The organism is Duganella sp. Dugasp78, assembly GCF_059491455.1.
Genome location: NZ_CP168506.1, coordinates 3935023 through 3954451, shown reverse-complemented (window position 1 = coordinate 3954451; position 19429 = coordinate 3935023). Strand labels below are relative to the sequence as shown.

Genomic DNA, 19429 nt, shown 5'->3' with positions numbered 1-19429 from the left:
TGGGGGTCAAGTCTGACATTCGGACACGGCCTCTGCCGTAGTGGCCGCTACGGCAGAGGCCGTGTCCGAATGTCAGACTTGACCCCATTTTTTAGCGAACGTGAAAGCGGGTGGTGGCGATGACTTGGGCGTTGGCGTCGATCAGGGCTAGTTGATGCGGGCCGGGGACAGGGCGCCAGGCGTAGTCGGCACCGGCCTGGCCAAGATCGGCGCCGTCCAGGCGCCAGCGCAGGCCCTTCCCTGCCTGGGCCTGGAAGAAGACGCGCTGGATGGCGTCCGGGATGTCGGGGTCGATGGCGATGATGCTGGCCTCGCCCGGATACAGGATCTTGGGCGCGCGCTGCGTGTCCTGCACCAATGCGATGACCGGGGTTTCGGTGCCGGCGATGAACCATTCGCCGCGCGCCGATTCCAGCGCCGGCTGGTAGACGATCTGCTGGCGCAGCACGCCCGCCGGCGGTTGCGGCGCTAGGCTGGCCTGGCCGCGGTGCAGGTAGTCCATTACGTCGCGCCACACCGGCGCCGCGCCGGTGACGCCGGAAACATCCCACATCGACTGCCCGTCGAAATTGCCAACCCAGACGCCGACTGTGTATCGGTCCGAGTAACCCATGCACCAGTTGTCGCGCATGTCCTTGCTGGTGCCGGTCTTGACCGCGCTCCAGAAAGTCGTGGCCAACTCGTTCTTCAGGCCGAAGGTCAGGCTGCGCGCGGCGCGGTCGGACAGGATGTCGCTGACGATGAAGGCGCCCCTGGCATCGAGCACCCGGCGCGGTGCCGGCGAAGGCGCGGCGCCGGCGCGTGGCGCCAGCGTCACCGCGCCGTACATGCCGCCGTTGGCCAGCGTGCGGTAGGCGTTACTCAACTCCAGCAGCGTCACCTCGGCGGAACCCAGCGCCAGCGAATAACCATAATAGTCCGGCGACTCGGTCAGGCTGCTCAGCCCCACATCATGCAGGCGTTCGTAGAAGCGCTCCATGCCGGTCATCACCAGCGTGCGCACCGCCGGCACGTTGAGCGAACTGGCAAGACTGGTGCGCACGCTGACGTGGCCTTTGAAGTCCTTGTCATAGTTCTGCGGGATGTAGAAGCCGGACGGCGTGGAGATATCGATCGCCGTATCGTCCATCACCGACGCCGCCGTGATCAGCTTGCGCTCCAGCGCCAGCTCATACAGGAAAGGCTTGAGCGTGGAGCCGGCCTGCCGCAACGCGGCCACGCCATCGACCTCGCCACCGCCGGCATTGCCGACATAGGCCAGGATCTCGCCGCTGGCGTTATCCAGCACCACCAACGCGCCGTCGTTGACGTTGCGTTCCCTCAGGGACATCAGCTGCTGGCGCAAGGCCGTTTGTGCGTAACGCTGCAAATCGCCATCGAGCGTGCTGCGCACCGACTGCCCGCCGCTGGTCAGCAGCTGTTGCGCCACCTGCGGCGCCGGCGGCAATTCCGCCGACAGCAAGGGGCGGCTCATCGCGACCATGGTCCGCAGCTCGATCTCGCTGCAGGTGGCCGGCGCCCTGAGCTCGCGCGACAGCGTACACGCGCGCTGCCACACCACCTTGGGCGCCGCGCCCGGCCCGCGCAGCAGGCTGGCAAGAATCATCGATTCGGTCAGGTTCAATCCCGACGGCGCCTTGCCGAACAGGCCGCGCGCCGCCGCGCCCACACCTTGCAGCTCGCCGCGGAACGAGACCAGGTTCAGATAGGCTTCCATGATCTGCGGCTTGGTCCACGTCGCGTCGAGCTGGCGGGCGGCCTTGATCTGGTCCCACTTCTGGCCCCAGCTGCGGCCCTTGGCCGACGCTTGCAGATGCGGATCCAGCTGCGCCGCCAGTTGCATGGTGATGGTGGATGCGCCGCGCGGACGGCTGCGGAACAGATTGTCCCAGGCAGCCTTGGTGGCCGCGCTCCAGTCGACGCCTCCGTGTTCATAGAAGCGCTGGTCCTCGGCCTGCAGCACCGCCGCCGCCAGGCTGGGCGAGATGTCGGCCAGCGCCACCCACGATAGCCGGCGCACCTTCATGTCGATGCGCAGCGACTGCACCGGCTGGCCGTGGCGGTCCAGCAGCTGGGCTTCCGACGGGCGGTAGCCGGCACGCACCTGCTCCGGCGTTGGCACGCTGAAAGCCTCGGCTCCTTGCGCGGCGCCGGCCAGCGCCAGCAGGGTTGCTGCAATCAGTTTCATTTCACGGTCATCGGTGCATTCGGCGCTTCGCCAAACATCTCCGGGCTGTACATCGCTTCGACGCGCGTGGCCGGCAGGTTGAACTGGCCCGGATTATTCAAGCGCACAGTGTACTCCACGCTCCATTTGCCTTTCGGGACAAACTGGTAGAACGCGTGATAGCCCTCGAAGCCGCGCTCCTCGAACACCGGCCACGCCCAACCGCTGCTCTTGTTGCCGCTGCTGAGCAGCTGCGAATCGCGTCCCAGGCCCGAACCCAGCACCGTGGCGCTGGCCGGGATAGGATCGTCGACCACCACCCAGGTCATGTCCGACTGCGCTTCCAAATCCAGATGCACGCGATAGACGTCGCCACGCGACCAGACGCCGGCCTTCTTCTGCTCCACCGGCGTGATGGTCTTGGCGATCTTGTAGCCGCTCGATACCGGCGTCTTGAGCGGCAGCGCGGCCAGCGTCTGCACCGTTACCCACGGCTTGCCGGCGCCGGCGTGAACCAGTTCCAGCTCGCCGCTGCCGCGTGGCCACGGCAGCATCACGCTGCCGCCCTTGGTCGCGCCGCCGAAGGCGATGCTCTTGCTGGCCTGTCCCAGCGTGGCGCTGCTGGTGCCGGTCACCGCCACGTTCTCGAATTTCTGCGAGAACCGGTCGATCGCCAGCACGCCCCAGGCATTGGCCACCGTCGTGCCCCAGCGGCCCTTCTTCTGGCGCCCCAGCGCGCCGCGCGCCAGGCGGCCGATATCGTCCTTCCAGGCCGGGTTGTCCACCATCGCCAGCAGCAGCCGGTTGGCGTTGCTGTCGGCAGAGGCCATCAGCCACCACCAGTCGTCGGTACGCTCGGTCGAGAAGCCCATCGTCGTGCCTTGCAGGTTCAGGCGCGAACGCAGGATCTGGTCCGCCTGCGCCAGCCGCTGCGCGTGCTGCGGCAGCTTGGGCGAGCGCTTGAGCACCAGGTACCAGTCGATGACGGCGGACGTCGGCCACAGATTCGGCTCAATGGAGAACGACTCCACCGCCTCCGGCAGGATGCCGTTGGAGCGCGACAGCGCCTCCAGCGCGGCCACCTTGCGGATCGCCAGGTCGGCGGTCGGCAGCGACGAGTAGCGCGTCACCTTGCCCTGCACGAAGGCCATCAGCCCGGTCTCCATGCGGCCCTTCAATTCATCGGGAATAGCGTAGCCGGCTTCCTGCGAGGCCGACAAGACATAGGCGGTCAAGGTGTCGGAACCCTGCTGCATGCTGGCGAAGTACTTGACCAGGCCGTCGGCGTCCAGATGCGCCGGCAGCGTATCGACCGCCGACTGCCACATCGATTTGTCGTGCAGCGCGATGGCGCGCGAGCTGACCTGCTCGAAGCAGCGGTAAGGATAAGCGCTCATGTAGTCGCGCACGCCCGGCAGCTCGCCACCGAGCCTGGCGCTGAACTGCGCCTGCACGCCGCCGCGTCCCGGCACAGCGCCATCCGGCAGGCGCACCTGCATGGACTGCTTGCCGTCCAGCTGCAGCAAGGTCGCCTGCGTGGTGCGCACCGGCACGGCGGCCACCACCTTCTGCTTGACCTTCAGACGGTCGCGCGAGGCCGGGCCGCCCTCGCCTTCGGTGACGATGCTGGCGCTCACGTCCCATGCCAGCGTGCTCACGGACAGCGGCACCTGGTAATCCCAGCCGATATCCTGCGCCTGGCCGGCCTCCAGCGACACCTGCTGCGGCGCCAGCGCCTTGCCACCCGCATTGGCGGTCAACGTGACCTTGACGGCGGCATTGGTGGTATTACGCAGCGTGAAGCCGGCGCGGAAGCGATCGCCCTCGCGCACCAGCGCGGGCAGGCCGGACAGCAGGATCAAATCCTGCGAGCTACGCACCTCGGTGCGGCCGGTGCCGAACAAATCGGCATCGGCGCTGGCGATGGCGACGATGCGGAAGGCCGTCAGCGAATCGTTAATCGGCACCTGTACCGTCGCTTCGCCGTTGGCGTCCAGCGTGACGCGGCCTTTCCAGAACAGCAGCGTGTCGAACAGCTCGCGCCCCGCGCCCTTGCCGCCGCCACCGCCGTGCGGCACGGCCTTGCGGCCGAAGTGGCGCTTGCCGACCACCTGCATCTGCGCGGTCGCCGTCTCCACTTGCAGGCTACGCTGCTGCATCATCGCTTCCAGCAAATCCCAGCTGGTGTTGGGCATCAGCTCCAGCAGGCCGACATCGACCGCCGCCAGCGCCACCTCGGCGCCTGCGGGCGGCGCCGAGCCGTCCGCGCGCGTGACCTTGACCGCCACAGTGGCCTGGTCGCGGATGTTGTAGACCGGCTTGTCGGCGGTGACCTGCACCTTCAACTCATTGGCCGACCAGCCCACACGCAACGGCGCGATGCCCAGCTTGTAGGCAGGCTTGCCCAGATCGACCAGCGCGGTCGGCCGCACGCTGGCGACGCGGCCGCGCACCACCAGTGCCGACACGTAGACGTTGGGCGCGTAGCTGTTCTTGACCGGGATGGTAAATACCGGCGCGCTGCCCGACAACGGACGCACATAGGTATCGATGATGCCTTCGCGCTCGACGGTGATCAGCGCGGTCGCTTCGCGGAACGGCATGCGCACCTGGAAGCTGGCCGTGTCGCCCGGCTCGTAGCGCTTTTTCTCCGGCAGCAGGTCGATGCGGTCGTTGTCGGTGGCGTTGAACCACCAGTCGGCGCCGTCGGCCACCCAGGTTTCGCGGTTGGTCATCGCCACGCGCTGCTGGTTGTCCTGCGTTTTGGCGCGCAGGATCAGGTTGCCCGATGCGGGCGCCTTGACCTGGCAGATCAGCAGGCCCTTGTTATCGGTCCTGCCTTCGCAGGCGGAGCCCAGCGCCTTGACTTCGTTGTTGTTCTCGTAGGCGTAGAAGCCGCCGATCAAACGCCGTCGATGCGAGTACGATTGCCGCTGGAAGAAGTCCACCGACACCGGGGCATCGGCCACCGGCTTGCCTTGCAGGTCCAGCACCACCACCTGGAATTTCAGCGCATCCTTGCTCAGCGCCCAGCCATCCGGCTGGAGGCCAATCACATAGCTGGATGGCCACAAGGGTATGCGGGTGGAGACGGACAGCGTTTCGCCGTTGGCGTCCTGGTAGGACATTTCGGCCGTCAGGTCATGCGCTGTTTGCACCTTCGGCAACTGGTCCAGCGTGACGCGCGCGCCGCCGGCCTTGTCCAGCGTGAGGTTGCGGGTCCTGATGCCGGATGGGCTGCTGACCGCGCCGCCGGAGGGGTCGGCATCGGCCTCGCCTTCCTCGAACATGCCCTCGTCTTCATCGAAGGCGCCGTTGCTGCGCTCGACGCCGACCTTGACGTCGCCAGCGTTGAAGGTGAAGTCCGCATAGTCTTCGAAGCTGACTGCCTTGTCCTGCACCACGGTGCGCAGCTGCACCGCCGCGCCGCCCGCTGCGCCGCCGGACAGATAACTGAGCTGCACATCCAGATCCACCGCAGATGCCTGGATGGCCGGCGTCTTCGGTCCTTGCAGGATGGCCTTCATGGTCGGCACGCGGAACTGCTCGACGCGGAAGCGCCCCGCAGTGCGGCCGCCGAGCAAGACGGTGTACCAGCCCTGCTTGGCGTCGGCCGGAATCGCCCACTGGTTTTCTGCGCTGCCGTTGGCGCTCCAGGCGATCGGCAGTTCGTATTTCTGCTCGCTCCCTTCGTGCATGACGAAGATGCTGCCCGGCTGGGCCTTGCGCTCTTCCGCCGTCAGCTGCTGCGCGCGCCAGTGGCGCTTGTCCTTGCGCGGCGCGTCGCTCGCGCCGACCAGCGCGATGCCCTGCTCGACATGGCGGCGCAGGAAGTGCTTCATGTGCACCGTCTCGCCGGCGCGCAGCAGTGTGCGGTCGAATACCGTGGCAGCGATGACGGTGTCGGCGGCGCTGCCTTCGGTCGGCAGGTTGAAGCGCCAGCTCTCGATGCCGCGCGTCCAGCTGGAGAGCGTAAAGGTCATGTCGGCGCCATTGCGCACGCTGATGAAGTAACCGCTGGCCGATTCGCAACTACTCTCGGGCAGCTCGTGTGCGATGCTGGCCACGCCCATGCTGTCGGTGACGCCCTGCCACAGCTGCTTGCCGGCGCAATCGCGCACCGTCACTTGCGCTTGCGGCACCGGCTTGCCCTTGTCCAGCGACGTCACCCACACCAGCGACGACTGCGCGCCGCGCTTGAAGTGCGCCACCATATTGGTCACCAGCGCCGCCGTGCTGATATAGGCGGTGGATGGCTTGTCGTTCAGCGCCGCGCCCAGCTTGGGGCTGGCCAGTTCGACCACGTAGAAGCCAGGCTTGCGCAACGGGATGCCGACCACTTCAAACGCCTGCCGGCCGCCCGGCTTGGGCATGGCGAAGCGCTCGACCGCGCCCACTGGCGCCTTCCTGCTCTCGCCCAGCAGCGGCTTGTACAAGGCGTCGCCATACAGCTCCTGCGGTTCCCAGCCATAGCCGGCCATGCGGCGCAGCCAGGACATGATCTGCCGGTCCTGCTCATCCTGCGCGACGCCGCCGTCGTTGACGCGCAAGGCCGCGCCATCGACCCGCGAGGTGCGCCCGGCCAGGCTGCCTTCGATATTGCGCACAGTGACGGGCAGCAGGCGGTCGCCCTTGGCCTCGATGATGCCGAAGCGCGCCGGGAACTTGACCAGCGGCGGCTGCACATCCGTCTGCACTGTCATCGGGAAGCGCGCCTGATTCAGCAAGGGGCGGTTGGCGTCGTCTTTCAAGCCGGCCGGCAGCGACAGCATCAGTTTGGATTTTTCAGGGAACGGGCCTTCGATGCTCAGCAAGTTGACGAAATCGGCCTTGGCGTCTTCCTTGTTGACGCTGGCCTTGTAGACTTTGCCGCCAGGGCCGGTCAACTTGACGGCCAGCGCATCGGCCATGCGGATCGGCGCCGTGAACTCCACGCGCGCCGGCAGGAAGGGGATGCAGCCGCCGTCGGATTTCAGCCTGTCGCAACTGAACTTGGCGGTGAATTCGGGCCGCGTCTTGTACGACCAGGTCTGGTCCTGCGTCGTCGCGATGCCGCTGTCTGCGGCGATGCCGGCGCCCCAGATCAGCGACACTTCCACGTTCGCAGGCAGGCGGCGCTTGCATTGCAGGACTGCCAGTGGCAGCTTTTCCAGGCGCTTGCTGCGCACCGTCGCCGTCGCGCCCCACACCACGCCGCGCGCCTTGAAATAGATCGTCAGGTAGCGGTCCATGAAGGACTTGCGCTGTTCCAGTACCTGCTCGCGTTCCGCGCCGGCCAGCACGCGCACGCCGATTTTTTCGTTGATGCCCTCGGCGCGGCACCAGGCATGGGCGGCGACGGTTTCGTCGCTGGCCGGCGCGTCCAGGCCGAGGATGAAGATCTGCTGCTCGTCGATATCCGCCGCGCCTTCACGCGGCGCCGACTGCACGATGGCGGGGCCGCCGGTATTAAAGGCGAAACGGCGTTCGCCGATGAGCGGCTTGCCCGCCAGATCCTTGGCGTCCGGCTTCAGTGTGAAGCTGCAGGCCACGCCGGCCGGCAGGTCGCGGACGAAATCGTAGCTCCAGTTTTTGCCGTCGATCCAGCGGCCCTTGCCCTCTTCCGGACAGTCGACGGTGAACGGATCGCCCAGGCGCATGTCGCCCAGCGGGACCATCTGGCCGCTGAAGCGCGCAGTCGCCTGTCGCACGCCTTTGACGATGCCGCTGGGGGAAAAGGAGGTGACGGAAGTTTGGGCCAGGACGGCCAGCGGCAGGCTGCACAAGGCGGCCATGCTGATAAAGCGGGACAGGAGGCGCATGCCAACTCCGGTGCTGAAGGGGAATCAGACCAGTGTTGCAAACGCCTCCGGCAAAGTCAACAATATTACCGAAAAAACATCAGGCCAGCTTATTCAGCCAGATTGAACACGCCCATCGATTCAACGTGCGAGGTGTGCGGGAACATATTCACCACGCCAGCCTTGTCGAGCACATAGCCGGCGTTGACCAGGATGCCGGCGTCGCGCGCCAAGGTCGACGGGCTGCACGAGACGTAGACGATACGCTTGGGCAGCAGGTCGGCGCGGGTCTGGCTCAGGGCCACCAGCGCTTCGCTCAGCGCCATGGCGCCGTCGCGCGGCGGGTCGATCAGCATGCGGTCGAACTTGCCCAGCTCGATCAGGTGATCGGCCGTGACCTCGAACAGGTTGCGGGTGTAGAAGGTGGTCTTGTGCGACAGGCCATTGGCCTTGGCGTTCTCCAGCGCGCGCTCGGTGAGCGAGGTCGCGCCTTCGATGCCCACCACTTCGCGCGCCTGCGTCGCCAGCGGCAGCGTGAAGTTGCCCAGGCCGCAGAACAGGTCGGCCACGCGGTCTTCCGGCTGCACGTCCAGCAGGCGCAGGGCCTTGGCCACCAGCACGCGGTTGATGTAGTGGTTCACCTGCGTGAAGTCGACCGGCTTGAACGGCATCTTGATGCCGAATTCCGGCAGCAGGTAGTGCAGTTCCTGGCCCAGCGGGTAGTAAGGCGCGGCCGTTTCCGGGCCCTTGGTTTGCAGCCAAAACTGGATCCCGTGCTGGTCGGCGAAGGCCTTCAGCTTGGCGTCGTCGCCGCCGCCCAGCGGCGCCATGATGCGCAGCACCAGCGCGGTCATGCCCTCGCCGATCGCCACTTCAATCTGCGGAATCTGGTCGAACAGGGTCAGCGAGCCGATCAGCGCGCGCAGCGGCAGCAGCAGGTCCGACACGTGCTTGGGCAGGATCTCGCAGCTCTGGATGTCGGCCACGAAGATCGAGCGCTTTTCCTTGAAGCCGACCAGCACCGTGTTCTTCTTCGCCACGTGGCGCACCGACAGGCGGGCGCGGTAGCGGTAGCCCCAGGTCGGGCCGTACATCGGGCGCATCACCGTCAGCGGACGGACCTTGCCGATATGCTGCAGGTTATCCTCCAGCACGCGCTGCTTGATCGCCACCTGCGCGGTCGGCTCCAGATGCTGCATCGAGCAGCCGCCGCACATGTCGAAGTGCGCGCACTTCGGCTTCACCCGCATATGGGATTCGTGCAGCAGCTCGTCCATGCGCGCCATTTCCCAGTTTTTCTTCTTCTTGAACGTGGTGAATGTCACCGTCTCGCCCGGCAAGGCGCCTTCGACAAACACCACTTTACCCTGGGAGCCGTCTTCATTTTCCAGATGGCCGACGCCGCGGGCGTCCATGTCGAGCGACTTGATGAAGATAGTATTTTCTTGCATAACGTTCAATGTTGAATTGGGAATGGCTGGCGCGGGCACTCCCGTGCCGGGCCGACATCATAGCAGAAGGGAACTATAGCAGGGAATCGCGCACCACGCCGCGCGCGGCCATGGCCCGTTTCAGCTTGACCAGCGCTTCCTGCTGGATCTGGCGCACGCGCTCGCGGGTGACGCCCATTTCCTCGGCCAGGGTTTCCAGCGTGGCCGGGTCGTCGTTGTCGAGGCCAAAGCGGCGCATGATGACGATGCGCTGCTTGTCGGGCAGCTTGGTCAGCCAGTCGCGCACCAGCAGGGTCATCTCGTGGTGCTCGGCGCGGGCGTCGGGGCTGTCGTCGGCGTCGCCGGGCAGCATGTCCATCAGCGACGATTGCGGATCGTTGTCCAGCGGCGCATCGAGCGAGGTCGCGTGCTCGGACAGCGCCAGGATGTCCTGCACCTCCTCCACCGGACGGCCGACCAGCTCGGCGATGTCCTCGGCGGTGGCGTCCTTGCCGTTGTGGTGCTGGGCTTCGAGGTGGTATTTGCCGCGCAGGATCTGGTTCAGCTCGCGCACCATGTGCACCGGCAGGCGCACCGTGCGGGCCTGGTTCATGATGGCGCGCTCGATGCTCTGGCGTATCCACCAGGTGGCGTAGGTGGAGAAGCGGAAGCCGCGCTCCGGCTCGAACTTGTCGATGGCACGCATCAGGCCGATGTTGCCCTCCTCGATCATGTCGAGCAGGACCACGCCGCGGTTGATGTAGTGCTTGGCGATCGAGACCACCAGCCGCAGGTTGTGTTCGATCATGGTCTGGCGGGCGCTGAAGTCGCCGGCCTTGGCCAGCGTGGCGTAGTGCACTTCCTGCGGCGCCGTCAGCAGCGGCCGGGTGCCGATCTGGTTCAGGTAGTGCTGGGTGGTGTCGGTCGACAGCTCGGCCGCCAGCACTTTCTTCAGTTCGTCGACGCTTTCCAGCACCGTGCCCGGTTCGGCGGTCTCCGCCTCGCCGTCCGCAGCTTCGATGGCGACATCATCATTGCTCTCGTCCGGGAATTCGTCCGGGGCCGAGTCGTCATCCATCGGGTTGTGCGGCGTCTGTGTCATGGTTCAGCTAGCGGTTAGGCAGGAATCTGGACGGGTCCACCGGTTTGCCCTGCTGCCTGATCTCAAAGTGCAGCTTGACGGAATCGGCATCCGAATCGCCCATTTCAGCAATCATTTGTCCCTTGGTCACGCTCTGGCCTTCCTTGACCACAATGGTGCGATTGTGGGCGTAGGCCGACAACAAGCTATTACTGTGCTTCACAATAACGAGATTACCATAACCACGGATGCCGCTGCCGGCATACATCACTTTTCCGGCCCCGGCAGCCACGACTTGCTGGCCCGCCTTGCCGGCGATATCCACGCCCTTGTTCTTGCCCTCGTCGAAGGTGGCGATGACGCGGCCCTCGGACGGCCACATCCAGCTCAGTTTTTCCTCGTCGACGCTGGCGCTGGCGCTGGGTAAGGCGACGGCCGGCGGCGCGGCAACCACGGCGGGCGATGGCGCCGGGGCCGGCTTGACGCTGGCTTCGGCCTTGGCGCCGCCGTTGCTGTCGGGCCGCTGCAACTCGGCCAGCGCGCTGTCCGAGTACGGCTTCTTCTCGCCCTTGGGTTCGGTTTTCTTGATCACCGGCGGCGGTGGCGGCGTCTTCTCCACCGGCGGCATGACGATGGCGCCGGTCTGCACGCCGGCAGCCGCGCTGTCTGGCGGCAGCACGCGCAGCACCTGGTCCACCTTGATGTCGTTCGGATTGGCCAGGTTGTTCCAGGTCACCAGGTCGCGGTAGTTCTGGCCGTATTCGAGCGCGATGCGGATCAGCGTATCGCCCTTCCTGACGGTGTACAGGCCGCGCTCGTCGCGGGCGATCTGCGCCGTTTCGCTCGGGGTGGCGGTCTTGACTGGCGGCGGCACGGTGCGGTCGACGACCGGTGCCTGATTCGGGGTGGTGCTGCAGGCGCTCAATAAAGCGAGCGCAAAGCTCATTGCGAGCAAGTTACTTTTATTTGTCATTCTCATCTTAGTCTAATGGTACGGGCACGTCAGACCGTGCCCGGACGCAGCGGCACGAAATGGCAGTCTTCCAGCGTGACGCTGGCCCATTCTGCCTTGCCGGTGCGGGTAATTAATTCCAGGTGCTGCGCGCGGACGCCCACCGGCGCCACCAGCCGACCGCCTATGGTCAGCTGCTCGAGCAGTGCTTGCGGCACCTCCAGGCCGGCGGCGGCCAGGATGATGCCGTCGAACGGCGCCGCTTGCGGCAGGCCTAGCATACCATCTCCGTAATGCAAACGCAGGTTCGGCACGCGCAGCGGGCGCAGATTGGCCTTGGCCAGCTCGTGCAGCGGCTTGATGCGCTCGATCGAATACACCTCCTGCGCCACGCAGGACAGCACCGCCGCCTGGTAGCCGCAGCCGGTGCCGATCTCCAGCACGCGCAGCAAGGGGCCGCCGTTGCGCATCACCTCGATCATGCGCGCCACGATGTAGGGCTGGGAGATGGTCTGGTGGTGGCCGATCGGCAGCGAGGCGTCGATATACGCCTGCGAGGCCAGCGCCTCGTCCATGAACAGGTGGCGCGGCACGCTCTCCATCGCCCCCAGCACCACCGCATCCTTGACGCCCTGTCTGGCGATCCGCTGCACCATGGCGCGGCGCACCGCGTCCGACACCAGCGGATTGCCGCGCGGCGCGGGCGCCGCCACCGGCTGCGCCCGCTCCATGGCGTAGCTGTGCGACTTGGACGGCGCCGCCACCGGCCGCGGGTTGGCATAACCGTGCTGCGGCGCCACGTGGCGGGCCGCGTTCTGGGTCGCCGTCTGCGGCGTGGCCACCGGCGCGAACACCGTCGCCTTCTTGGCCCCCTTGTCGACTACCGAGGATAGCGGGAGGGGAAAGCTACGGTTCTTCTCGTTCATGCCAGGGCCTTTGCCAATGCATCGCGTTGAGTTTTGTGGGTCAGGTCGATCTGCAGCGGCGTGATCGAGGTCCGGCCCTGGGCGCAGGCAAAGAAGTCCGTGCCCTCGCCGGCGTCCCTGGTCGCGCCCGGCGGGCCGATCCAGAAAATTTCCTTGCCGCGCGGGTCCCGGGCCCGTATCACCGGCTCGGCCTGGTGGCGCCGGCCCAGCCGCGTGGCGACCGGCACCGTCAGCTGCTCGTAGGGCCGGTTCGGGATGTTGACGTTCAGCAGATACGGCGCCGGCAACGCTTCATAATAGCGCTGAATGATGTCGCGCGCGTGACGGGCGGCATCCTCGATGTGCTCCCAGCCGTAGGCGCCCTGCGAGAACGCGATGGCGGGGATGCCGAACAGATAGCCCTCGGTGGCGGCGGCAACGGTGCCGGAGTACAGCGTGTCGTCGCCCATGTTCGGGCCGTTGTTGATGCCGGACACCACCAGGTCGGGCCGGTAGTCCAGCATGCCGGTCAACGCCACGTGCACGCAGTCGGTCGGCGTGCCGTTAACAAAATAGAAACCATTGGCGGCCTGCTGCACCGACAAGGGCCGGTCCAGCGACAGGGAATTGGAGGCGCCGGAGCGGTTGCTGTCCGGCGCCACGACCACGATGTCGGCGATGGGGGCCAAGGCTGCCGCCAGCGCGTTGATGCCCGGCGCCAGGTAGCCGTCGTCATTACTGATCAGGATTCTCATACAGAGATTTTACCTGAAGCAATGGCCGGACTGCGCGCCGCGGCGGGCCCGGAACCAGATAAATTTGCGCTAGCGCGACGGTGGCCGGGAGCTGGACAGCGGGCCGTCCAGGGCCAGCAATTCGTCGGCCGCGCGGGTCCACAGATCGCTGGGGCCGGGCCGGCTGCGCGGGCGCGACGGCCGCGACAGCGCCTCGCCATACTCGGCCGCGGCCGCGTCCTGATGCAGCTCCGGCACCAGCGCCGGCTCGCCGATGCGGCTGATCGGACCGCCCAGCAGCATCTGCACCTCCGCCAGCTGGGCACGCGCCTTGCGGGTTTCCGGATGTTCCGGCCCCAGGCGGCGGATTTGCGCCTGCAGCACGGCGTCGAACAGGCTGCCGGCGGCCTCCAGCTCCTGCATCCGCAGCAGGGTGCGGGCCAGCGCGCCCTTGCTGCGCAGCGTGTCGGCGTGTTCGGCGCCCAGCAGCCGCTTGCGCACCGCCAGCACCTGCTCCTGCGCGATGCGGGCGTGCTCGGTGTCGCCGCGATGGAACAGCATGTCGGCCCGGCTCGCCTTGCACGCCAGCGTCAGCAGGTGTTCCGAGCCGAGCTGGCGCAAGTAGGCGTCCAGCACGGCATCCAGCATGGCCAGCGCTTCGGCCGGGCGCCCCTGCTCGGCCAGCGTGGCCGCCAGGTTGGCGCGCGCCGCCAGGGTATCGAGATGCTCCGCGCCCAGCAGGCGCTCGCGCGCTTCGACGATGCACTCCTCAAGGAACTGCGCTTCGTCCAGCTGGCCCTGCATGCGCAAGGCGCCGGCCAGGTTGCTCTGGCTGGCCAGCGTGTCCGGGTGGTCGGCCCCCAGGCCACGCTGGCGCAGGCTCATACTTTCCTCGAAACACGCCAGCGCCTGCCGCTGCCGGCCCTCGCGGCGGTAGAGTTCGCCCAGCAGGTTGAGGTCGCGTGCCAGCGGCTGCGACAGCGCCCGCACCCCGCCCTCCTCCAGCGCCCGGCGCGCATCGCCGATCGAGGCCAGCAGGTGAATTTCGCGGCTCGATTGCCAGGGGAAGTAACCGCCGGCCAGCCAGTCGAGGAAGGCTTCGAAGGTGCGCGTCAGCGAGAAGCGGTCGCCGCCCTGATCCATGCGTACCGCCAATTGCTCGCCGTAGGCGAAGGTGCGCGTCTGCTGCAGCTGCACTTCGTCGAAATAACTGTCCAGCGACATCTGCGACATGCCGTAGCAGGAACAGAGCAGCTGCTCGAAGATGGGCTGGTAGCCCAGTATGCGCTGCGCCGGATCGCCGCGCCGCCATTGGGCGCGCTGCGCGCTATCGCCCATTTCGATGCGCGATGGCAGAGGATAGACCAGTAATGGCCGCTGTTCGTCCTCGTGACTGCGGCGATAGGCGGCCGCGCGGGTGACCAGCGCCTGCACGCCCTCCAGGCTTTGGCGGTTGGGCGTGAACACCACCACCAGCTTGCGCGGCAGCAAGGTGGTGCAGATGCCGGCGCTGTCGGTGCGTCCGGTGCGGGAATCGACCAGCACGTAACGGAAGTGCCGCGCCAGATTATCGGCAAAGCAACGGAACAGCGCCGGACAGCTATCGAACAGCTCGTCCCAATGCATCGCCGCCAGCCGTTCGCCATAGCTGTCGTCGAAGCGGCCCGCACGCATCAGGTATAACTGGCTGCTTTGGTCGACCCGGCTGACATATTGCTCCCATCCAATGGTAGCCAGCACTTCCTGCGCCAACTCCTCCTCGTCCAGCAGGGCCGCCCCCTTGCGGCGGCGCGCCAGCTGCTCGCGGCAAGCCTCGAACAGCTCCAGCACCCCCGGCCCCTCCTCGTGGTGGTCGAAATAATGGTGCAGGCCCGGCGCCTCCAGGTCCCAGTCGATCATCAGTACCGGGGTGGTGGCGTTCTGTTGCCTCGCCAGCAACACCGCGATATTGGACAGGGCCATCGTGCGCCCCGTACCACCCTTGTAAGAATAGAAAGTGACAACTTCGCCGGTTCCAGTCAACGGCGGCAGCGACAAGGTGATATCCATGGCAAACCTTTTAGCGTGGGAAGTGTGGAGGAGGATGTGCACGCCATTCAGGCGGGATCTCCGGCATGACAAAACGGCTGCTGTCATACCCCGGCGGCGTGCATCGTTTTAGGTAGTGGTAATGCTCGGCAATGCGTAAGACGATTTTTTCTATATCAGGGAGAAACTCCGGATTGGTTTTCAAGTCGCCGCTGGCCAGCGTGTAGCGGGAAAAGTCGACATACATGCCTGGCCCGGAAATTTGCGGCGGCAAACCGTCGGGGTGACGGGTCATGATGACGGGGATGATCAGGTGGCTGGGCAGCGGATACCACAGCTTGCGTTCGTTCTCGATAAGTTGCATTGCTGCAAACTCGCGCCGCGTGTAAGCGTGGGCCTCATATTTAGGTGTATAAATAACAATCATGCAAACGCTCTCACACAGCGCGCGCGCGATTTTTTGATCCAGGTCGTCGCCACCACCTAGTTGCTCCCTATCAACAAAGAGTTCGTTCTCGTTGTCGAAGTGAGGTTCCAGATAGCATTTGAGCGCCTCGACCAAGTCGTTTTTAAACTTGCTCATGTAGGCGTGCTGGCCGTGCGCATAACTGAAAAAACAGCCGTGACGGATAGTCATGACATCCTCCGTTGCTGACCTGTAGCGGCACAGCGATTAACCAACTCTAACAATCCACTCAGCAGACACTTTGCGCGAACGCAAACGTGCGGCAGACCGAACTTTGCGCAAACGGGTGGCGGTTTCAGGTATCATAAAAAATCTAACGACCGTTCTATTTTTAAATCAAGGAGACCACAATGAAAGCTGTCGTATGTCAAACCTGGGGTGGACCGGACACCCTCGCCGTCCAGGAATTGCCCGATCCGCAAGCCGGTCCGGGACAAGTGGTGATCGATGTCAAGGCGGCTGGCGTGAACTTTCCAGACGTGCTCATCATTCAAGGCAAGTATCAATTCAAGCCGGAATTGCCTTTCGTTCCAGGCAGCGAAGTAGCCGGCGTGGTGCGCTCGGTTGCTGACGATGTGACAACCTTCAAGCCGGGCGACCAGGTCATCGCCTTCACTTCGACCGGTGGTTTTGGGCAACAACTAGTGGCTCCTGTGCAAGCCCTGGCACCCATGCCGCCCGGCATAGATTTCGACACGGCAGCGGCCATCACCCTCACCTACGGCACCTCGCATCACGCGGTGGTAGACCGTGCCGCGCTAAAAGCTGGCGAGACCATGCTAGTACTTGGCGCGGCGGGCGGTGTCGGGCTGGCTGCGATCGAGATCGGCAAAGCCCTTGGAGCCCGCATCATTGCTTGCGCTTCGACCGATGAGAAGCTGGCGGTGTGCAAAGACCACGGTGCGGACGTGCTGATCAACTACAGCAAGGAGGATTTGCGCGAGGCGATCAAGCTGGCGACCGGCGGCAAGGGGCCGGACGTGATTTACGACCCGGTTGGCGGCGAATATGCGGAGCCGGCGTTCCGCTCGATCGCATGGCGCGGCCGGTATCTGGTGGTGGGATTTGCCAACGGTGAAATTCCGAAATTGCCGCTCAACCTGACCTTGCTCAAAGGTGCGTCACTGGTCGGCGTGTTCTGGGGCGAGTTCGTCAAACGCGAGCCGAAGGCCAACCTGGCCGGCATGCGCCAGTTGATGGAATGGTTGCAGGAGGGAAAGATCAAGCCGCATATTTCGGGCCGGTACAAGCTGGAGGAAACCGCGCAAGCGCTCAAGGACATGGCGGCCAGGAAGGTCACGGGCAAGGTGGTGATCTTGCCCTGACCACGGTCATTTCCCCCACTGGGGGAAATGACTTCCCGCGCAGGCGGGAATCCATGCTGACTACGCGGCAGCCCGGACTGTGTATGGCCCCCCGCTTTCGCGGGGACGACAGGCCGCGATTTTGATACCAGAAGTTACTGACCGGAATTCTTATTTTTGAAGAATTCGATCACTTCAGCCTGTTCGCGGGTACGTTTGAAGGACGGCAAACTCTGCCAGATCCGCTTGCCATACGGCTTGGAAATCACCCGCGGATCGCACAACATCAGCACGCCGCGATCACCCTCATCGCGAATCAGACGGCCAGCACCTTGCTTCAGGTTAATAATCGCCTCGGGCAAAGTGTGGTGCATGAAGCCGTTTTTGCCCTGTTTTTCCATCACTTCAATGCGTGCGGCCAGCACCGGATCGTCCGGCGGCGCAAACGGAAGCTTGTCGATAATCACTAAAGACAGCGCGTCGCCGCGCACATCGACGCCTTCCCAGAAGCTTTGCGAGCCGATCAGCACGCCATTTCCAGCCTTGCGGAACTGATCCAGCAACTCGGTACGGCCCTTGTCGCCCTGTACAAACAGCGGATACGGCAGTCCGCGCTTCTCGAATTCGTCGCGCAAACGCTCGGCTGCACGCTTGACGGCGCGCAAAGTGGTGCACAAAAGGAAAGTTTTTCCGCCCGCCGCCTCGATAACCGGCAGCGCCAGGTCCAGCACCGCGTCGGTGTAACCCATGGAATTCGGGTCCGGCAAGCCCTGCGGGACGTACAAAATCCCCTGCTGCTCGTAATTAAACGGGCTCGGCCAGGTCTTCGACGGCTCGCCGTCCAGCCCCATCTGCTCGGAAAAATGGCTGAAATCGTTCTTCACCGCCAGGGTCGCGGAGGTGAAAATCCAGCTGCGCGGCACGCCTTCGCGCTGGCCGTTGAAGATAGGCGCGATCGACAAAGGTGTCTTATGCAGCTGCAGGGACGAGGCATACGCCTCGACCCAGAACACCGCCTCGGCGCCCTTTTCCACCCGCGCCTTGGGATCGAATTTCCAATCCGCTAACTTTTGCGCCAGTTCCAGGCCGCGCTGGCGGCATTGTTCCAGCGTTTCCGCGCGGGCAGCCTGGGTTTCCAGCACCGCCAGCATGCCGTCCAGCTCGTCCTTGAGCGTCTGCAAGGCCGGAAAAAAATCGCTCGACGGCGCGATTTGCGGCAGCGACAAACGGACGATATCCTGCGGGAACGTCAGGCGCAGGTCGCGCGCGGCCTTCTCCACCACCGTGACCACCTTGCCCCAGTCGGCGCCGTCGCGGGCGTTGGACAAGCCTTCGGCCAGCACATCGCGGCACAATTCCAGCACTTGCGAGGTTGAAAACGTGTCGCCGAAGAACAGGGTGGCGGTGTCCGGCAGCTGGTGCGCCTCATCGAAGATCACCGTGTTGGCGGATGGCAGCAGCTCGGCGATGCCGGAATCCTTCAGCGCCACGTCGGCAAAGAACAGGTGGTGGTTGACCACCACCACATCGGCCTGCTGCGCCTCCTTGCGCGCCTTCATGACGAAGCAATCCTGGTAATACTGGCACTCGGCGCCCATGCAATTGTCGCGGGTCGAGGTCACCAGGTTCCAGATCAGCGCGTTTTCCGGCACGCGGGCCAGCTCGGCCTTGTCGCCGGAGCTGGTCATCTTGAGGAAACGCGAGATTTCGCGCAGGTGGCCGACGTCGTCGCGCGAGGTCATGCGGCCGTTCTGCAGCGTGCGTTCCAGGTGGTAATGGCAGACGTAGTTCGAGCGCCCCTTGAGCAGCGCCACCGACACCGGCGCCTGCAGCGCGGCGCGCACGGTCGGGATGTCGCGCAGGAACAGCTGGTCCTGCAAGTTCTTGGTCCCGGTGGAAACGATGGTCTTGCCGCCCCACAGCAGCGCCGGCACCAGGTAGGCGAAGGTCTTGCCCGTGCCCGTGCCGGCCTCGGCGATCAGCGTGGTCTGGTTGGCGATGGCGTCGGCCACCGCCTTGGCCATCTCGGTCTGCGAGCGGCGCGGACGGTACTCGCCCACAGCCGGCCCCAACGGCCCGCCGGCGCCAAACAGGCGTTCGACCTCGGCGTCATGTTTTCCGGGGGGCTGGTCGGGCGTGGCGCCGACTACGGCGGGGATGGTGTCGGCGGGCGTGGGAAGGTGTTCGGTCAAGGTAAGCTTAGTTGTGGCGCTGCGTGTGGCACTGAGCGGACTCAGGCCGGAACGTCGGGCACTAATTGCATTTTCAGCAGAGTGATATGGTCTTTCAATTGCAGCTTGCGCTTTTTCAGGCGACGCAATTGCAGCTGGTCGTGATGACCGTCCAGCGTGAGCATGTCGATGACCGCGTCCAAATCGCGGTGTTCGACGTCGAGTTCTATCAGACGACGCTGGATATCTTGTACATCAGTCATAATTCTCAGTCTTTACTCACACAAATAGTTTCGCCGGAACAACAAACGTATTGCAAACAAACTGCGACACGGTGCATAGTTTAATCTACGGCGCGCTTGTCGCCAACATAATGATCGCTCACCCGCCGTCTAGGATACAGTGTCGCAT

Annotated in this window: 12 protein-coding genes; 1 reads left to right on the top strand and 11 read right to left on the bottom strand. The window is 65.0% G+C overall.

Going from position 1 to position 19429, the window contains the following annotated elements; genetic code table 11:
* Nucleotides 1–91: 91 nt before the first annotated feature.
* The 9 genes from pbpC to ACEN9O_RS17455 form a co-directional block, all read right to left on the bottom strand.
* Nucleotides 92–2188: a penicillin-binding protein 1C gene (gene pbpC / locus ACEN9O_RS17495; protein ID WP_495613127.1), complete on the bottom strand. Its 2097-nt coding sequence runs from the start codon at nucleotides 2186–2188 to the stop codon at nucleotides 92–94.
* Complete coding sequence (locus tag ACEN9O_RS17490) at nucleotides 2185–7968, bottom strand: alpha-2-macroglobulin family protein (RefSeq protein WP_495613126.1); 5784 nt, start codon at nucleotides 7966–7968, stop codon at nucleotides 2185–2187. The genes pbpC and ACEN9O_RS17490 overlap by 4 nt, the downstream gene beginning before the upstream one ends.
* Before the next feature lie 89 nt (nucleotides 7969–8057).
* Nucleotides 8058–9398, bottom strand: a complete 1341-nt coding sequence (gene rlmD / locus ACEN9O_RS17485) for a 23S rRNA (uracil(1939)-C(5))-methyltransferase RlmD (protein WP_495613125.1) — start codon at nucleotides 9396–9398, stop codon at nucleotides 8058–8060.
* A gap of 73 nt (nucleotides 9399–9471) precedes the next feature.
* Entirely contained in the window at nucleotides 9472–10479 is a 1008-nt protein-coding gene (rpoS, locus tag ACEN9O_RS17480; RefSeq protein ID WP_495613124.1) for an RNA polymerase sigma factor RpoS, read from the bottom strand.
* A gap of 7 nt (nucleotides 10480–10486) precedes the next feature.
* The gene (locus ACEN9O_RS17475) at nucleotides 10487–11431 is read right to left on the bottom strand and encodes a peptidoglycan DD-metalloendopeptidase family protein (protein ID WP_495613123.1); all 945 of its coding nucleotides are present in this window, start codon (nucleotides 11429–11431) and stop codon (nucleotides 10487–10489) included.
* Nucleotides 11432–11460: 29 nt separating this feature from the next.
* Nucleotides 11461–12336, bottom strand: coding sequence for a protein-L-isoaspartate(D-aspartate) O-methyltransferase (locus ACEN9O_RS17470; RefSeq protein ID WP_495613122.1), 876 nt, complete (start codon nucleotides 12334–12336; stop codon nucleotides 11461–11463).
* Nucleotides 12333–13070: a 5'/3'-nucleotidase SurE gene (gene surE / locus ACEN9O_RS17465; protein WP_495613121.1), complete on the bottom strand. Its 738-nt coding sequence runs from the start codon at nucleotides 13068–13070 to the stop codon at nucleotides 12333–12335. The genes ACEN9O_RS17470 and surE overlap by 4 nt, the downstream gene beginning before the upstream one ends.
* A 69-nt stretch (nucleotides 13071–13139) precedes the next feature.
* Nucleotides 13140–15098, bottom strand: coding sequence for a KGGVGR-motif variant AAA ATPase (locus ACEN9O_RS17460; protein ID WP_495613120.1), 1959 nt, complete (start codon nucleotides 15096–15098; stop codon nucleotides 13140–13142).
* Between the two features lie 10 nt (nucleotides 15099–15108).
* Complete coding sequence (locus ACEN9O_RS17455; RefSeq protein ID WP_495613119.1) at nucleotides 15109–15714, bottom strand: toll/interleukin-1 receptor domain-containing protein; 606 nt, start codon at nucleotides 15712–15714, stop codon at nucleotides 15109–15111.
* Between the two features lie 179 nt (nucleotides 15715–15893).
* On the opposite strand from ACEN9O_RS17455, the gene ACEN9O_RS17450 reads away from it, so the two are divergent.
* Nucleotides 15894–16868 carry an NADPH:quinone oxidoreductase family protein gene (locus ACEN9O_RS17450; RefSeq protein WP_495613118.1) on the top strand — a complete coding sequence of 325 codons (975 nt, stop codon included), beginning with the start codon at nucleotides 15894–15896 and terminating at the stop codon, nucleotides 16866–16868.
* A 134-nt stretch (nucleotides 16869–17002) separates the two neighbouring features.
* Here the strand turns inward: ACEN9O_RS17450 and yoaA are convergent, their stop codons facing one another.
* Both yoaA and ACEN9O_RS17440 read right to left on the bottom strand, forming a co-directional pair.
* Nucleotides 17003–19039 (bottom strand): DNA repair helicase YoaA, encoded by a 2037-nt coding sequence (yoaA, locus tag ACEN9O_RS17445; protein ID WP_495613117.1) that lies wholly within the window; start codon nucleotides 19037–19039, stop codon nucleotides 17003–17005.
* 41 nt (nucleotides 19040–19080) lie between these two features.
* On the bottom strand, nucleotides 19081–19281 hold the full coding sequence (locus ACEN9O_RS17440) for a YdcH family protein (RefSeq protein ID WP_008450659.1): 201 nt from the start codon (nucleotides 19279–19281) through the stop codon (nucleotides 19081–19083).
* Nucleotides 19282–19429: the final 148 nt, after the last annotated feature.

Excerpts from the sequence above, each read along its gene's own strand:
- surE (WP_495613121.1), bottom strand. The coding sequence starts at position 13,070 with ATGAGAATCCTGATCAGTAATGACGACGGCTACCTGGCGCCGGGCATC.
- rlmD (WP_495613125.1), bottom strand. The coding sequence starts at position 9,398 with ATGCAAGAAAATACTATCTTCATCAAGTCGCTCGACATGGACGCCCGC.
- ACEN9O_RS17450 (WP_495613118.1), top strand. The coding sequence starts at position 15,894 with ATGAAAGCTGTCGTATGTCAAACCTGGGGTGGACCGGACACCCTCGCC.
- ACEN9O_RS17460 (WP_495613120.1), bottom strand. The coding sequence starts at position 15,098 with ATGGATATCACCTTGTCGCTGCCGCCGTTGACTGGAACCGGCGAAGTT.
- ACEN9O_RS17490 (WP_495613126.1), bottom strand. The coding sequence starts at position 7,968 with ATGCGCCTCCTGTCCCGCTTTATCAGCATGGCCGCCTTGTGCAGCCTG.
- pbpC (WP_495613127.1), bottom strand. The coding sequence starts at position 2,188 with ATGAAACTGATTGCAGCAACCCTGCTGGCGCTGGCCGGCGCCGCGCAA.
- ACEN9O_RS17475 (WP_495613123.1), bottom strand. The coding sequence starts at position 11,431 with ATGACAAATAAAAGTAACTTGCTCGCAATGAGCTTTGCGCTCGCTTTA.
- ACEN9O_RS17440 (WP_008450659.1), bottom strand. The coding sequence starts at position 19,281 with ATGACTGATGTACAAGATATCCAGCGTCGTCTGATAGAACTCGACGTC.
- ACEN9O_RS17455 (WP_495613119.1), bottom strand. The coding sequence starts at position 15,714 with ATGACTATCCGTCACGGCTGTTTTTTCAGTTATGCGCACGGCCAGCAC.
- rpoS (WP_495613124.1), bottom strand. The coding sequence starts at position 10,479 with ATGACACAGACGCCGCACAACCCGATGGATGACGACTCGGCCCCGGAC.
- ACEN9O_RS17470 (WP_495613122.1), bottom strand. The coding sequence starts at position 12,336 with ATGAACGAGAAGAACCGTAGCTTTCCCCTCCCGCTATCCTCGGTAGTC.